This window comes from Marinobacter santoriniensis NKSG1, assembly GCF_000347775.1.
Lineage (GTDB): Bacteria > Pseudomonadota > Gammaproteobacteria > Pseudomonadales > Oleiphilaceae > Marinobacter > Marinobacter santoriniensis.
In genome coordinates this window covers 292,623-307,039 of the sequence record NZ_APAT01000015.1, presented here as the reverse complement: position 1 = coordinate 307,039, position 14,417 = coordinate 292,623, and the positions used below count along the sequence as shown (strand labels likewise).

The following is a 14,417-nucleotide window of genomic DNA, read 5'->3' as shown; positions in this document are numbered from 1 at the left end:
CGGCTCGCCGGAGCCAACAGGAGAATCCGTTGATTGGTCGAATTAGAGGCAGTCTGATTGAAAAGAGCCCGGGCCACGCCCTGGTGGAGTGTGGCGGACTGGGTTACGAAATCGACATCCCCTACACCGCTTTTTTCCACCTGCCGGAAACTGGCCAGGAAGTTACCCTGCATACCCATTTTGCCGTGCGGGAAGATGCCCAGAGCCTCTATGGCTTTGCCTCGCGCCTTGATCGGGATCTTTTCCGGTTGTTAATCAAGGTCAATGGCGTTGGGCCAAAACTCGCCGTGGGTATCCTGTCCGGCCTGGATGCCCAGCAGTTCATTCGCTGTGTGGAGGCCAGGGACGTCAATGCGTTGGTAAAACTTCCGGGCGTGGGCAAGAAGACCGCCGAGCGGCTACTGATTGAAATGGCCGACCGGATCGGGCAACTTGAAGGTCAGTTCACGCCCTCGACGGCAGCGATCACTGTGCCCGGCGACGCTGCCGCGGCACAGGCCGCAGTTGGGCCCGATCCCAGGGACGAGGCCGAAGAAGCCCTGATTGCGCTGGGGTACAAACCTCAGGAGGCTGCAAAGGCGGTCAGTAAGGTTGCGGAAGAGGGAATGAACAGCCAGACCCTGATCCGTCTGGCTCTCCGGAGCATGATCCCCACTCCCTGAGAGGGGCGTGGTGTGTGTCGGCGATGGCAACCTGTAGATAGCGTAACGTGACAGTGAATAGTCCGTTTGTACAATTGGCCCAACACGCGAGAAGGCCCGTCGTGCAGACAGGAAGTTGAATCCCACAATTCGGGTGATGAGATGATTGAGTCCGACCGACTGATTTCAGGCAAGGCCGGAGAGTACGAAGAAGTCCAGGACCGGGCGATCAGGCCGACGCTGCTGACTGAGTATGTCGGCCAACCGTCCGTCCGGGAGCAGATGGAGATTTTTTATCTCTGCGGCGCGGGGTCGGCAGGAAGCGCTGGATCATGTGCTCATTTTCGGTCCTCCCGGTCTCGGCAAGACGACACTTGCCAATATCATCGCCAACGAAATGGGGGTGGCGATCAAGACCACTTCCGGCCCGGTGTTGGAAAAGGCCGGAGACCTGGCTGCGATGCTGACCAATCTGGAAGAGGGCGACGTCCTTTTCATTGATGAGATCCATCGCCTGAGTGCCGCTGTCGAAGAAGTCCTCTATCCGGCGATGGAAGACTATCAGCTGGATATCATGATCGGTGAAGGCCCTGCGGCACGCTCGATCAAACTGGACCTGCCGCCGTTCACTCTGGTCGGCGCCACGACCCGAGCGGGTCTGCTGACATCTCCACTGCGGGATCGTTTCGGGATTGTCCAGCGTCTGGAGTTTTACAACACACGGGATCTGACCGATATCATCGTCCGCTCCGCACGGCTGTCCTCCGTGGCCGTGGATCAGGAAGGTGCGTTCGAGATTGCCCGTCGTTCCCGCGGTACGCCGCGGATTGCCAATCGCCTGCTTCGGCGGGTCCGGGATTTCGCCGAGGTCCGGTCCAATGGCCACATCAGCGCGGAAATTGCCGATCAGGCGTTGAACATGCTCAAGGTCGACAACCTGGGGTTCGATCATATGGATCGACGGTTGTTGCTCGCGATGATTGAAAAATTTGATGGCGGCCCGGTCGGCGTTGAGAGCCTGGCGGCGGCCATCAGCGAAGAGCGGGGCACCATCGAGGATGTTCTGGAACCGTTCCTCATACAGCAGGGTTTCATGATCCGGACACCTCGCGGACGTATGGTGACCTCCAATGCGTATCAGCACTTTGGCGTGGTCCCGCCAAAATCGGAAACCGAGGGAGATCTTTTTGACTGAGGTAACCGGTACGAACCGTTTCGAACTGCCCGTCCGGGTCTATATCGAGGATACCGACGCCGGAGGGATCGTTTTCCATGCCCGTTACCTGCACTATATGGAGCGGGCAAGGACAGAATGGGTTCGAAGCTGCGGTGTTGGACTGAGGGCCGGGCTGGCGGACAACATCAGCTACGTGGTGCAGAAACTGACGATTCACTACGCGGCCCCCGCAAAACTGGACGATCAGCTGACGGTGACGGCCGAGCCCGTAGCGTTCGGGCGGGTGTGGATGGATTTCAGGCAACGTGTCTGGCGTAAGGGTGAGCGCAAACCTCTTTGTGAAGCCGAGGTTCGTGTTGCGTGTGTTGCGCTTGATTCGGGACGCCCGAGACGGTTACCCGACAATATGCAGGATCTGTTGAGACGGAATGTCCCGGATCCGGACCCAATCAATAAAAGTATCCAGGAGTAAAAGGTGGATTCAGAAGTAACAGTCTGGAGTCTCGTTACAAACGCCGGTGCACTGGTTCAGCTGGTGATGCTGTTGCTGCTATCGGCCTCGGTGATTTCCTGGGCCTTGATTTTCCAGCGCCTGAAGGTCTTCAAGAAAGCGCGCCAGGCCCAGTTGGCGTTTGAGGAGCGTTTCTGGTCTGGTATGGATCTGGGGCAACTCTACCGGGAGGTCAATGCGGATCCGACGCCGTTTTCCGGCCTGGAATCGGTATTCCGGGCAGGTTTCAAGGAGTTCTCGCGGCTGCGGCAGCAGAGTCGGGATGCGGATGCGGTGATGGACGGCACCCAGCGAGCCATGAGAGTGGCGTTTTCCCGCGAGCAGGAACGGCTGGAAATGCACCTGCCGTTCCTGGCAACGGTGGGGTCCACCAGTCCTTATGTCGGTCTGTTCGGGACCGTCTGGGGCATCATGAATTCCTTCATGGGGCTGGCCCAGGTGCAGCAGGCGACGCTCGCCACCGTGGCGCCGGGTATTTCCGAGGCACTGATTGCAACCGCTATGGGTCTGTTTGCTGCGATCCCGGCGGTGATTGCCTATAACCGGTTTGCCGCCAAGTCCGATGCGCTGCTGAAAAACTATGAAACCTTTGCGGAAGAGTTTTCCAGCATTCTGCATCGTCGGGTGCACAGCAGCGAGCAGGGCACTGCGTGATGCCGGTTGATCACCAAGGGAGTCTGCCGTCATGAAAGGCATGGGAATGATGCCGCAGCAGCGGCGTAAGCCAATGTCAGAAATCAATGTCGTTCCGTACATCGACGTCATGTTGGTGCTGTTGGTGATTTTTATGGTCACGGCGCCCATGCTGACTCAGGGCGTTAAAGTGGATCTGCCAGAGACCGCTTCGCATCCGATCCAGCCTGACAAGGATGTGGAATCCATCGTCGTATCGGTCGATTCCAACGGAGCCTATTATCTCGACGTGGGAGACAAAAGCAGCGACCCGATGGGGTTGCCGGAACTGCGCCAGCAGGTGTCCAAGATTCTCTCTCAAAGAAGCAGCAGCGAGATTCTGGTTCGCGGTGATGAGCACGTTGAATACGGGACGGTCGTGCGGTTGATGGCGGAGCTTCAGAACGCCGGTGCTGCCAGCATTGGCCTGATCACCGAAACGCCTTCGGACAAGAAATGAGCGTGACGCGGGTGAGGCTGTTGTGACGAATCGGGAGCCAAGAGTAAGCAGTACCGGTACGCCGCCCTGGAAGTCACCCGTTGTGATGTCGGTGGCGCTGCACCTGGTGATCATCGTGATCGCGATTGTCGGCTGGTCCTGGATGGATTCACCGCCGGAGCCGCCGCCCCGGAGTATTTCGGCCCGGCTGATTGCGCCTCAGCCCGAGCCCAGTCCAGTGGTGGAACCGCAGGATCAGGCAGAACGTGAAAAGCAGAAGCGCCTGGAGGACGAAAAGCGTAAGCAGGCAGAGCAGGCGCGTAAGCAGGAAGAAGCACGGAAGATAGCCGAGCAGAAGGCGCGTGAGGAGAAGGCTCGCCAGCAGGCGGAGGCCGAGCGAAAGAAACAGGAAGCGCTGGCCCGCGAAAAGGCGGCGAAGGCCAAAGAGGCGGCCCGCCAAAAGGCAGAAGCAGAGGCGAAAGCCCGGGCGCAGGCCAAGGCAGAAGAAGAGCGGAAGCGCCAGGAAGAGGCCAGGCGTAAGGCGGAAGAAGAGAAGCGGCGCCTGGAGGCGCAGCGCAAGAAAGAAGAGGCGGAACGCAAGAAGCGGGAGGAAGAGGCCCGGAAAGCAGCCGAGCAGAAACGGCTGGAAGCGGAGCGTCGCCTGAGAGAGCAGCAATTGGAGGCCCTGGCTGACGAGGCGCGGAAGGCGAAAGAGGCGGAAGCGCTGAAACAGCAACAGGCAGCTGCGGCCAAGGCGCGCGAAGCCCAGATGTTGTCGGAGAGTGAGAAGTATCAGGCGTTGATCCGGGAACGCCTCAGTCAGGCCTGGTATCCACCTTCGTCCGCCACCGAGGAAATGACCGCCAGGCTTCAGATTACCTTGTTGCCCACCGGTGAGCTTGCGAGCGTTAAACTGGTGAGCAGTAGCGGCAACACCGCGTTTGATAACTCCGCGCTGAGTGCCGTTCGGTCCTTGAACCGGTATCCCATTCCGGATGACCGTGACACGTTTGAACGGTATTTCAGGCAGTTCACAATCGAATTCAACCCCCGCAGGTTGAAATGAGGAAGCAGGAACTATCATGAGACAGCGGACCCGGACCACGTCGCGACACGCCTTTCTGGCGGTCGTGATCGCCATGACGGCATTGGTGAACAGTGCCCATGCGGAATTGCTGATCCGAATCACAGAGGGCGCCGATTCGGCCGTCCCCATTGCAGTAGTGCCATTCTCCGAGAGCGGCACCATGCCCGCCGGGGACAAGGTCAGTCGTATCGTGCAGGACGATCTCACCATGAGTGGCGAGTTCCGCCCGCTGCCGCCGGAAAAAATGTTGAGCCTCCCGTCCAGAAGGGAGGATGTGTATTTCCGGGACTGGCGCATGCTGGGTCAGCGGTATGTTCTGGTGGGCGAGCTGAAGCGCAGTGCCGATCGCGTATCCGCCCGTTATGAATTGTTCGATGTGAATCGACAGGAGCGAATCCTGGGTGAAACCGCGAGTGCGTCGGTCAACAGCCTGAGGACACTGGGCCATCACATCAGTGACAAGGTGTATGAGGCGATCACGGGCGTGAAAGGGGCGTTTTCGACCCGGCTCGCCTATATCACCCGTGATACCTTCAAGGGCAAGCCCCGTTACCGGCTACAGGTCAGTGATGTGGACGGCAAGCGTGCCCGTATCCGCCTGGAGAGCCAGGAGCCGATCCTGTCGCCGGCCTGGTCCCCGGATGGCAAGAAACTCGCCTATGTCTCGTTCGAGACCGGCAAGCCAGTGATTTTTGTTCATGAGCTGGCAACCGGAAAGCGTACCAAAGTGGCGGATTTCCCGGGCCTCAATTCGGCCCCCGCCTGGTCCGATGACGGGCGCTCTTTGCTGATGACCCTTTCCAAGGATGGTAACGCCGAAATTTACCGGATGGATCTGGCAAGCGGGAAGCTGACCAAATTGACTGACCACTGGGCGATTGATACCGAGGCAGTGTACGACCATACCGGTCAGGGCATTTTCTTTACGTCTGACCGTTCCGGCGGACCCCAGATCTATCACATGGACAGCCTCAACGCCGAACCCCGTCGGATTACCTTCGGCAGCCGTTACAACGCTCGTCCGAGGCCGGATAATGAGGGGCGATTCGTGTATTACGTGCACCAGCGAAACAGCGCGTTTCATATTGCACGCACAAACCTGAAAACCGGGGAGGAAACCATTCTGACCCGTACATCGTCTGATGAGTCACCAAGCATTTCGCCCAACGGTCGGATGCTGATCTATGCGACCAAGCAGGGAGACAACAGTGTGTTGACTGTTATCTCTGCCGATGGCGGCGCGGCATACAGTCTGCCGGCCTCCGAGGGCGATGTTCGTGAACCGGCCTGGGGTCCCATTGTGAACTGATGGGCCTCAGGCATGACCGTTTTATCCCAAACCAACGTAAGGAAATGATCATGAATCTTTCGACACAAACCAAGGCGTTCGCACTGCTTCTGTCCGTAGGACTGTTTGCCGGTTGTAGCACCACGGGCGAAACCATGGACGAGGGTGGAGCCGGCACCGGATCCGACGTCTCCGCCATCGACCAGGAAGGTGGCTCCACCGTCTACGGTGGTGGTGACGAGGGCGGTGTTTCTTCTTCCGGCCTTACCGATGAAGAGAAGCAGGCCGCGGAAGAGCAGGCCAAGCAGGCGGCCCTGCGTGAAATCACCACCTTCTACTTCGATTTTGATACCTCCGAGATCAAGCCCGAGGCCCGTGAAGTGCTGGTTGCCCATGCCAAGTACCTGGCGTCGCACCCGCAGCAGGACGTGCGCCTGGAAGGTCATGCTGATGAGCGTGGCACCAAGGAGTACAACCTGGCCCTGGGCGAGCGTCGTGCCAATGCCGTCAAGCGCTTCCTGATTGTGAACGGCGCTTCACGTGGCCAGATTGAAACCGTAAGCTATGGTGAGGAAAAGCCGGCGGTGATGGGTTCCAATGAAAGTGCCTGGGCCCAGAACCGTCGGGTTGAACTGGTATTCAAATAAGACCTTCTGACCCAACATCAGGTGTGCCCATGAGAAACCGACTCATGGCGCCTCTGCTGATGTCGCTTGCCTTTTGGCAAGCGGCACCGGCTCTGGCGCAGTCCTCGACCCCGGCGTTCCAGACCAACGCCTCTGAAGCCCAGCGAAAGGCGTCGAACAACCAGGCCTCGGCCGAGCTGTTCTATATGATTCAGCAGCTGCAGGATGACGTTCGCCGGTTGCAAGGCAAAGTCGAGGAGCAGCAGCATTTGATCGAACGCCTCCAGAAGCAGGGTCGGGATCGTTACATCGATCTGGATCAGCGCATTCTGGACCTTTCCAAAAAGACGGAAAGCGCATCGCAGCCGGCGGCCACTGGAGCGTCCGGTGAAACCGAAGGCGGTGGCGGGGCGATTGAGACCCGTCAGTATCGGCAGCCAGGCGATGAGGAACAGAAAGCCTACAACGAGATTCTGGACCTCATCCGGAATCAGAAGAAGTACGATCAGGCGATCAACCGGTTGTACGAATTTATCGACAAGTACCCCGAGGGTGACCTGACGGTTAACGCCTATTACTGGTTGGGCGAGGTGTATCTGGTGAAGCCTCAGCTCGAGCAGGCCAAACAGGCGTTCACCATTGTCGCAACCCGATATCCGGATCACCGCAAGGCGCCTGATGCCGTCTATAAGCTGGGCGTGACGCTGGACCGGATGGGAGATTCCGAAGCCGCCAAGCGTCGCATGCAAAGCGTCCTTGATAATTATCCCAAGAGTAGTGCTGCCGATCTCGCCCGGAAGTTCCTGTCCTCTGCAAGCGGTTAAAACGGCGGGAGAAAAAAATCCGATGAATCCCCAGAAAAGGGGTTGATCACGGAAAAAATATCAGTACTATATGCGCCTCGCTTGGGTCGTTAGCTCAGTTGGTAGAGCAGTTGGCTTTTAACCAATTGGTCGAAGGTTCGAATCCTTCACGACCCACCAGATTCCGGCTACTGCCTTGTTGAGCGAAGACGGTAGCCATCAGGAAGCGTTAACGCCGTCAGGCCAAAGCGCACCTGAAAACCAGTCATGGGTCGTTAGCTCAGTTGGTAGAGCAGTTGGCTTTTAACCAATTGGTCGAAGGTTCGAATCCTTCACGACCCACCAAACTGACAGGACGTTTTTCGTCCTGGAAAAAAAGAGCCTTCGGGCTCTTTTTTTTTGCCTGTCCGCCCCAAACCTATGCACTGTGATGGACGTTTTCTCGTAACACCGTGTTGTGACGTTGCGATTGCAAATCCATGAAAACGTTGACTGAAGTGATATACTTCGGGGACTAACCCAACGCAGAGATACAGGAATGACACGAGCTGAAGACCGTATCCTTGTTCAGGAGCATCTCGCCCATGAGGCGGAGCCCAAGGCTCTGAGTGCCGGTGAGAAGGCTGAACTTGAATCCCGGATCAAAGAAGCACTTGAGGCCAGGGATGCCGTGCTCGTCGCTCACTACTACACGGATCCGGAAATCCAGCGACTGGCGGAAGAGACGGGTGGCTGCGTCGCCGACTCTCTCGAGATGGCCCGCTTTGGCAATCAGCATCCCGCCTCGACGGTTGTGGTGGCCGGTGTCCGCTTTATGGGAGAAACGGCTAAAATCCTCAACCCTGAGAAGCGCGTCCTCATGCCCACGCTTGAGGCGACCTGTTCTCTCGATGTCGGCTGTCCGGCCGATGAGTTCGCGGCTTTTTGCGACGAGCACCCGGACCGGACTGTTGTGGTGTATGCCAATACCTCTGCGGCGGTCAAGGCGCGGGCGGACTGGGTCGTTACCTCAAGCTGTGCCCAGGCCATCGTAGAGGACCTGGATGCCCGGGGAGAGAAAATCCTCTGGGCGCCGGACAAGCATCTGGGTCACTATGTCCAGAAAACGACCGGCGCGGATATGTTGCTCTGGGACGGCTCCTGTATCGTCCACGAGGAATTCAAATACCGTGGTCTGGAGGATCTCAAGGCCCTGTACCCGGACGCGGCCATTCTGGTGCACCCTGAATCTCCGGATGCAGTTGTTGAGATGGCTGATGTGGTGGGCTCCACCTCCCAGCTGATTCACGCGGTCCAGACCTTGCCCAATCAGGAATTGATCGTGGCCACGGATAACGGCATCTTCTACAAGATGCAGCAGCTGGCCCCCAACAAGACGTTGATCGAGGCACCCACTGCCGGCAATGGTGCGACCTGTCGAAGCTGTGCACATTGCCCGTGGATGGCGATGAATGGCCTTGAAAATCTGCTTCAGGCCATCGAAACGGGCAGGGACGAGGTTCAGGTCGACCCGGCCCTCCGTGAAAGGGCCCTGAAACCTCTTCAGCGAATGCTGGACTTCACTGCCAATATGAATCTCAAGGCGGCAGGAAACGCCTGATACCGGCGTTCAGCAGGCTCTCGTCAGCTCTCAGTATCGGAGTGCAGCTGGCGAGAGATTTCCGCCAGTCTTTCAGTCACTGCCTGACGCTGGGGTGAGCCCGCCGGAAGCTTCTCCTGCGCTTGGCGCAGTTGTCTTTGAGCGCTCTCAAGATCACCCATCAGTGCATCGTATTCGGCTCTCGCCCGGTGGACGCCCACAATGTTCCTGGCCATTCCCTCTGCTTCTGCGAGCCGCAGCCAGATCTGCTCCTGTTGGGGGAACCGCCTGCTGAGGTCCTTCAGCAAGTCGGCGGCAGCGGCGCCGTTGTCTTCTGCAAGGTTGGTGTTGGCCAGGGTAACGGAGATTGGGTAGTTTCCCGGATTCCGGAATAGGGCCTCTTTGAGCAGCGCTTTTGCCTGGTCGTGTTTTCCTTCATCGTTCAGGACCTGCGCAAGCGACACCTGAAAGGTGATGCGTCCCGGATTCTTGTCGAGGAGATCCCGCAAGATGGTTTCGGCCTTTTCCGGCTGATTGTTGGCCTGGTAGGCGACAGCCAGGCCGTATCGGATGGCGTGATATTTCCGGGCTTCGGGATGATCCAGGTAGGCCTTGAACGTTTCCACCGCAACTTCGGGGGAAGAGGCATAGTGCACCTGCATACGGCTTCGCATCAGGTGGTATTCCTGCCCCTCTTTTACATCCAGGTCGGGGTACTGCTCAGCCCGGTTACGGGTGTCAGCCACACGATTCTGCGTCAGTGGGTGAGTGGAGAGGTATTCCGGCACCTGATTTCCCTGGAGGCGATTCTGCTTCATCATGATTTCGAACATCTGGGGCATGCCGCGGGGATCCATACCGGCTGATGCCAGAATGTCCATGCCGATCCGGTCCGCCTCTTTCTCGTTAGCCCGGCTATAGGCAAGCATATTCTGTGCTGACAGGGCCTGGGTGCCGGCGATGGCGGCCAGGCCGACATCGGACTGGGTCACGGCAGACAGCACTATCCCGGCGATCATGCCCGCAATTGTCAGTGGCGCGCTGGTTTCCTGTTGTTCCATCCTCCGTGCGAAGTGGCGCTGGCTCAGGTGCGCCAGCTCGTGTGCAAGCACGGAGGCGAACTGTTGCTCGGTCACCGCGTTCAGGAACAGCCCGCCGTTCACGCCGACGATGCCACCGGGTACGGCAAAGGCGTTTATCTCGGGGCTGTCGATCAGCGCGAGCGTCAGATCGCGGTTCTGCAGCGGCGCCGAGGGAACGAGGCGGTACAGGATGGCGTTGAGATAATCGAACACCAGGGGGTCATTGATACGTGGGGCAGAGCGGCGGATCGATACCAGAACCTGTCGGCCGATGTCCGCTTCCTGTTGACCGGATAGCAGGCCGCCACCGGCACCTCCAATGCTCGGCAGGTCCGTTTCCTGGGCCAGCGCCGGGGTGCCTGCCATAAACAGTCCGAGGACCAGGGCGGTGCCTTTGAAGAATGACCTGCCAAAAGGCCTTCGGCCAACGATGTGTCTCATGTAATACGATCTGCCTCTGATTGCCGTTGACGCTTGGACCCTGTTTTACCACTAAAAGTTCTGTGGGTGGGAGTCTCTGAGCCGAGGTGCAAAGCAAACGTTGTCACGGCATAATGCCCGTTTGTCAAATTTGCCAATTGCGATGGTACCCCCTGCTCATGGCTGAACGAACCCTGGATGCATCGGGACTGCGTTGCCCGATGCCTTTGCTGAAAACCAAACTTGAACTCAACGGCATGGCCCCGGGAGACCGGTTGGAAGTCATTGCCACCGATGCCGGTTCGGCGCGGGATATCCCCGCATTTCTGGCGTTATCCAGTCACACCCTTGTCAGCAGCACCGAAGCCGATGGCGAGTATCGGTTTGTGATACAGTGCGGCGGCTAATCCACTGGAGACGTCAATGGTAAGAATTCTACGCGGTCTCGCACACAAATACTTTTCAGATGACGAAGCCGTCATTCTTTCTCTGATTCTGGTCACCGGTACCGTCTTCGTCATTCTTTTCGGCGCCATGCTGGCCCCGGCGATTGCGTCGTTGATCGTTGCGTTTATCCTTCAGGGGCTGGTCACCAAGCTGAACCGGCTGGGTGTGCCGGAAACCGTCTCCATTATCGGCGTGTTCCTCGTGTTCCTTGGTGTGCTGGTGGGCTTTTTGTTCGGCCTTCTCCCGCTTGTCTGGACCCAGGTCACCAATCTGGCCGGCGAGGCCCCGCGAATCATCCGCGAAACCCAGTCCTATCTGGAGCTGTTGCCGGATCAGTATCCACAGCTGATTTCCGCGGAAGCGGTTGATAGCGTCTACCGACAGGTATCGACCGAAGTGGGCAACATGACCCAGTGGCTGGTGTCGTTTTCCCTGTCCAGCATTCCGGACCTGGTGGCGTTGCTGATCTATGTTGTCCTGGTGCCCATCATGGTGTTCTTCTTTCTGAAGGATAAGACCCTGCTGCTCGGCTCCATTGCCAAACTGCTGCCGCCCCAACGCCCGTTGATGCTTAAAATCTGGCATGAGGTCAATCTGCAGTGTGCCAACTATGTGCGGGGTAAGGCGGTTGAGATCCTGATTGTCGGCGGTGCGACCTACATTGCCTTCAAATTTCTGGGGATGCCCTATGCTGCGTTGCTCTCGCTGCTGGTGGGGCTGAGTGTGGTGATTCCCTATATCGGGGCTGCGGTGGTGACCATTCCGGTGGCCATGATTGGTCTGTTTGCCTTCGGCTGGGGAACCCACTTCATCTGGGTGATGGTGGTGTACGGAATCATCCAGGGCCTGGACGGCAATGTACTCGTGCCCCTTCTATTTTCCGAGGTGAATAACCTGCATCCTGTGGCAATCATCATCGCAGTGCTGTTCTTCGGCGGGATCTGGGGACTCTGGGGTGTCTTTTTTGCCATCCCGCTGGCAACGCTGCTCAAGGCGGTTTTCTCAGCCTGGCCGGTGAAGGAAACGCCGCCTCCACCAGCACAGGAAGTTTCCTGAGGCAATATCAGAGGGCCTTGACCGCTTCCAGAACCTCATTGGCGTGGCCTTTGACCTTGACCCCTCGCCATTCCTTGCGCAGCACGCCTTCCTTGTCGATCAGGAAAGTGCTGCGCTCGATTCCCAGATGCTCCTTGCCGTAAAGCTTTTTCAGTTTGATGACGTCAAACAGCTTGCAGAGATCCTCGTCCTTGTCGGAAATCAGGTGAAACGGGAATTCGTGCTTGGCTCGAAAATTTTCGTGGGCCTTGAGCCCATCCCGGGATACGCCGAAAATTTCCGTGTCCAGTTCGACGAAGTCTTTCATTCTGTCCCGGAATTCCTGACCTTCGGTGGTGCAGCCGGGCGTGTTGTCCTTCGGATAGAAGTAGATGACAACATTCTTGCCACGCAGATCGGCCAGGCGAACCTGTTGATCTCCGGTGGCTGCAGCTTCAAAGTCCGGAACGGGTTTGTTCAATTCGACGGATGACATGACATCTCCTTTAATTCCCTTGTGTCAGTTCGAGCCCAACATTACCATATCGGTTTTATTCGGACGGAGTGTTTATGATTACGGGTAGCCTTGTCGCACTGGTCACGCCCATGCACCCCAATGGCGATATCCACTGGGAAGAACTGGATCGGCTGGTAGACTTTCATATTGAAAACGGCACGCACGGCATCGTTGCCGTGGGCACTACCGGTGAGTCCGCAACCCTGGACCCGGAAGAGCACTGCGAGACCATCGGCCGTATCATCAAACGCGTGGACGGTCGTATTCCTGTCATCGCCGGAACGGGCGGTAACAGCACCCGCGAAGCGATCGAACTCACCACCGAAGCCCATAAACTCGGGGCGGATGCCTGTCTGTTGGTGGTGCCATACTACAACAAGCCGACCCAGGAAGGTCTGTACCAGCACTTCAAGGCCATTGCCGAGGCCGTGCCCGGCATGAACCAGATGCTGTACAACGTCCCCGGTCGGACTGCCTGCGACATGCTGAACGAGACCGTTCTTCGGCTCGCCGACATTCCGAACATTGTTGGTATCAAAGATGCCACCGGCAACATTCCCCGCGGAGCGGAACTGATCGAGGCACTCAATGGTCGCCTTGCTGTGTACTCCGGGGACGATGCCACGGCAGCGGAACTGATGCTCGCCGGCGCCAAGGGTAACGTTTCAGTGACCGCCAACGTGGCGCCCAAATCGATGGCCCAGCTGTGCGAAGCGGCAGTTGCCGGTAACCGGGAAGAGACTGATCGCCTCAACGAGCTGCTGATGCCGCTGAACCGCAAGCTGTTCCTCGAAGCCAATCCGATCCCGGTGAAATGGGCGTTGCATCGTATGGGGCTGATCAGCGAGGGTATTCGCCTTCCCTTGACGCCGCTGAGTGAAAAATTCCACGCCGAGGTGGAAGAAGCCCTGAAAGCCTCGGGTGTTCTCTGAGGTTGTCGATCCCGTTTCTGAACCGGAGTAGCCGAATGCAGGTTCTTTCTGGAACCCGTCCTGTCCGTCTGTATAAATCGATCGCCCTGGCATCGGGACTGCTGTTTTTGACAGCAGTCTCCGGATGCAGCCTGCTGGAAGACCGCTCCGAGCGGTATGTGGATGCCCCGGAAGGTACGCCGCTTCAGTTGCCGGAGGGTGCTGACGGCTCCCGTCTGCATCAGGTGATGCCGATACGCGATATCAATACCGCCGAATCCGGAAAGCTGTATCCCTCGGCTATTCCCAATCCTCCGGATATGACCTCCGAGATTCTGGACGAAAACTACGTCATCGAAGAACTGGACGGCCAGACTTGGCTGTTGGTCAATGAAGTGCCGGGCCGTCTGTGGCCTCAGGCGGTCGCCTACATGAATGAGCGCGGCCTCGGTGTCGCTGAGGACAGTCCGAAACTGGGGCTGATGCAGAGCGAGCTGGCCAACTTCAGCAAACGAGCCCGGGAGATCGCGGGCCTCTCGGAATCGCCTTCCCGGCAGGAGCCGATGACGGTGATCCAGTTGAAGATGGCTCCGGGTGTCCGTCGAAAGACCACCGAGATTCAGATCCGGCGCCTGCAGATGGACGATCGTCCCGAAGGCCTGCAGCCCTGGCCGGACACGGTTCAGCCGTCGGCAGAAGATCTGGCGTTCGAGAAAAAGCTCCTGTCGGATCTGGGTGATTTCCTGAAGGGGCGTGAGGAAAGCAAATCCTTCTCCCGTGCTGCCTCGGGAATGTCGAGTGAGCCCCTGGTCAAACTGGTCACTGAGAATGACGATCCAAGGGCCATCCGCATGAGCCTGGACTACGGCCGATCCTGGGCAGAGGTCAAGCGCGCACTGGAAGCGTCGGACATGGCCATCGTCGATCTGAATCGCAGCGAGGGCTGGTTCTACGTTGATTTCCGCACCGCGGACGAGAAGGATCCCGGCTGGTTCTCCTGGTTTACCGACAAGGAAAAGCCCGTACACACGCACACGGTGCAGCTCCGCAGGCAGGATGATGGCGTCATGATCACCGCGACCAAACGCCCGGACTACACCGGTGAGCATTCGGCAGCGGATCTGCTGAGCAAACTGTTCGATTCCCTATATTGATCGGAGGGCGTGTGGGCGCCCCCGTTTC

The 14,417-nt window shown here is 58.1% G+C and carries 15 protein-coding genes, 2 tRNA genes and 1 pseudogene; 16 read left to right on the top strand and 2 right to left on the bottom strand.

Going from position 1 to position 14,417, the window contains the following annotated elements; all coding sequences use genetic code 11:
* Positions 1-29 precede the first annotated feature (29 nt).
* The 12 genes and pseudogenes from ruvA (at position 30) to nadA (ending at position 8,844) form a co-directional block, all read left to right on the top strand.
* Positions 30-662: a Holliday junction branch migration protein RuvA gene (ruvA, locus tag MSNKSG1_RS07150; protein WP_008938581.1), complete on the top strand. Its 633-nt coding sequence runs from the start codon at positions 30-32 to the stop codon at positions 660-662.
* Between the two features lie 141 nt (positions 663-803).
* Positions 804-1,836: pseudogene (gene ruvB, locus MSNKSG1_RS07145) on the top strand (Holliday junction branch migration DNA helicase RuvB).
* A complete protein-coding gene (ybgC, locus tag MSNKSG1_RS07140) occupies positions 1,829-2,290 on the top strand; it encodes a tol-pal system-associated acyl-CoA thioesterase (RefSeq protein WP_008938579.1) in 462 nt (153 codons plus the stop codon). Before ruvB ends, ybgC begins: the two are co-directional and overlap by 8 nt.
* A 3-nt stretch (positions 2,291-2,293) precedes the next feature.
* Positions 2,294-2,983 (top strand): protein TolQ, encoded by a 690-nt coding sequence (tolQ, locus tag MSNKSG1_RS07135; RefSeq protein ID WP_008938578.1) that lies wholly within the window; start codon positions 2,294-2,296, stop codon positions 2,981-2,983.
* A 31-nt stretch (positions 2,984-3,014) separates the two neighbouring features.
* A complete protein-coding gene (gene tolR / locus MSNKSG1_RS07130) occupies positions 3,015-3,461 on the top strand; it encodes a protein TolR (protein WP_008938577.1) in 447 nt (148 codons plus the stop codon).
* Positions 3,462-3,546: 85 nt separating this feature from the next.
* Positions 3,547-4,506, top strand: coding sequence for a cell envelope integrity protein TolA (gene tolA, locus MSNKSG1_RS07125; RefSeq protein ID WP_008938576.1), 960 nt, complete (start codon positions 3,547-3,549; stop codon positions 4,504-4,506).
* Positions 4,507-4,579: 73 nt separating this feature from the next.
* Positions 4,580-5,836 carry a Tol-Pal system beta propeller repeat protein TolB gene (gene tolB / locus MSNKSG1_RS07120; protein WP_264622964.1) on the top strand — a complete coding sequence of 419 codons (1,257 nt, stop codon included), beginning with the start codon at positions 4,580-4,582 and terminating at the stop codon, positions 5,834-5,836.
* Positions 5,837-5,886: 50 nt separating this feature from the next.
* The gene (gene pal / locus MSNKSG1_RS07115; protein WP_008938574.1) at positions 5,887-6,462 is read left to right on the top strand and encodes a peptidoglycan-associated lipoprotein Pal; all 576 of its coding nucleotides are present in this window, start codon (positions 5,887-5,889) and stop codon (positions 6,460-6,462) included.
* Positions 6,463-6,491: 29 nt separating this feature from the next.
* Positions 6,492-7,265: a tol-pal system protein YbgF gene (ybgF, locus tag MSNKSG1_RS07110; protein WP_040886712.1), complete on the top strand. Its 774-nt coding sequence runs from the start codon at positions 6,492-6,494 to the stop codon at positions 7,263-7,265.
* An 83-nt stretch (positions 7,266-7,348) separates the two neighbouring features.
* Positions 7,349-7,424, top strand: a tRNA-Lys gene (locus MSNKSG1_RS07105).
* An 89-nt stretch (positions 7,425-7,513) separates the two neighbouring features.
* Positions 7,514-7,589 (top strand) — tRNA-Lys (locus tag MSNKSG1_RS07100).
* A 193-nt stretch (positions 7,590-7,782) separates the two neighbouring features.
* Positions 7,783-8,844, top strand: a complete 1,062-nt coding sequence (gene nadA / locus MSNKSG1_RS07095; RefSeq protein ID WP_008938572.1) for a quinolinate synthase NadA — start codon at positions 7,783-7,785, stop codon at positions 8,842-8,844.
* A gap of 23 nt (positions 8,845-8,867) precedes the next feature.
* Here nadA and MSNKSG1_RS07090 read toward each other — a convergent pair whose 3' ends face one another.
* Positions 8,868-10,271 (bottom strand): M48 family metalloprotease, encoded by a 1,404-nt coding sequence (locus tag MSNKSG1_RS07090; RefSeq protein WP_152638742.1) that lies wholly within the window; start codon positions 10,269-10,271, stop codon positions 8,868-8,870.
* A gap of 233 nt (positions 10,272-10,504) precedes the next feature.
* Here MSNKSG1_RS07090 and MSNKSG1_RS07085 point away from each other — a divergent pair, with 233 nt between their 5' ends.
* Entirely contained in the window at positions 10,505-10,732 is a 228-nt protein-coding gene (locus MSNKSG1_RS07085; RefSeq protein ID WP_040886711.1) for a sulfurtransferase TusA family protein, read from the top strand.
* A 16-nt stretch (positions 10,733-10,748) separates the two neighbouring features.
* Positions 10,749-11,828, top strand: a complete 1,080-nt coding sequence (locus tag MSNKSG1_RS07080; protein ID WP_008938569.1) for an AI-2E family transporter — start codon at positions 10,749-10,751, stop codon at positions 11,826-11,828.
* A 7-nt stretch (positions 11,829-11,835) separates the two neighbouring features.
* Here the strand turns inward: MSNKSG1_RS07080 and MSNKSG1_RS07075 are convergent, their stop codons facing one another.
* Positions 11,836-12,303 (bottom strand): peroxiredoxin, encoded by a 468-nt coding sequence (locus tag MSNKSG1_RS07075; RefSeq protein ID WP_008938568.1) that lies wholly within the window; start codon positions 12,301-12,303, stop codon positions 11,836-11,838.
* A gap of 74 nt (positions 12,304-12,377) precedes the next feature.
* Between MSNKSG1_RS07075 and dapA the strand changes: the two genes are divergently transcribed.
* Both dapA and bamC read left to right on the top strand, forming a co-directional pair.
* Positions 12,378-13,256, top strand: a complete 879-nt coding sequence (gene dapA / locus MSNKSG1_RS07070) for a 4-hydroxy-tetrahydrodipicolinate synthase (protein ID WP_008938567.1) — start codon at positions 12,378-12,380, stop codon at positions 13,254-13,256.
* A 35-nt stretch (positions 13,257-13,291) separates the two neighbouring features.
* The gene (bamC, locus tag MSNKSG1_RS07065) at positions 13,292-14,389 is read left to right on the top strand and encodes an outer membrane protein assembly factor BamC (protein ID WP_008938566.1); all 1,098 of its coding nucleotides are present in this window, start codon (positions 13,292-13,294) and stop codon (positions 14,387-14,389) included.
* Positions 14,390-14,417: the final 28 nt, after the last annotated feature.

Excerpts from the sequence above, each read along its gene's own strand:
- tolR (WP_008938577.1), top strand. The coding sequence starts at position 3,015 with ATGAAAGGCATGGGAATGATGCCGCAGCAGCGGCGTAAGCCAATGTCA.
- tolA (WP_008938576.1), top strand. The coding sequence starts at position 3,547 with ATGTCGGTGGCGCTGCACCTGGTGATCATCGTGATCGCGATTGTCGGC.
- tolB (WP_264622964.1), top strand. The coding sequence starts at position 4,580 with ATGACGGCATTGGTGAACAGTGCCCATGCGGAATTGCTGATCCGAATC.
- pal (WP_008938574.1), top strand. The coding sequence starts at position 5,887 with ATGAATCTTTCGACACAAACCAAGGCGTTCGCACTGCTTCTGTCCGTA.
- ybgF (WP_040886712.1), top strand. The coding sequence starts at position 6,492 with ATGAGAAACCGACTCATGGCGCCTCTGCTGATGTCGCTTGCCTTTTGG.
- nadA (WP_008938572.1), top strand. The coding sequence starts at position 7,783 with ATGACACGAGCTGAAGACCGTATCCTTGTTCAGGAGCATCTCGCCCAT.
- MSNKSG1_RS07090 (WP_152638742.1), bottom strand. The coding sequence starts at position 10,271 with ATGGCAGGCACCCCGGCGCTGGCCCAGGAAACGGACCTGCCGAGCATT.
- MSNKSG1_RS07085 (WP_040886711.1), top strand. The coding sequence starts at position 10,505 with ATGGCTGAACGAACCCTGGATGCATCGGGACTGCGTTGCCCGATGCCT.
- MSNKSG1_RS07080 (WP_008938569.1), top strand. The coding sequence starts at position 10,749 with ATGGTAAGAATTCTACGCGGTCTCGCACACAAATACTTTTCAGATGAC.
- MSNKSG1_RS07075 (WP_008938568.1), bottom strand. The coding sequence starts at position 12,303 with ATGTCATCCGTCGAATTGAACAAACCCGTTCCGGACTTTGAAGCTGCA.
- dapA (WP_008938567.1), top strand. The coding sequence starts at position 12,378 with ATGATTACGGGTAGCCTTGTCGCACTGGTCACGCCCATGCACCCCAAT.
- bamC (WP_008938566.1), top strand. The coding sequence starts at position 13,292 with ATGCAGGTTCTTTCTGGAACCCGTCCTGTCCGTCTGTATAAATCGATC.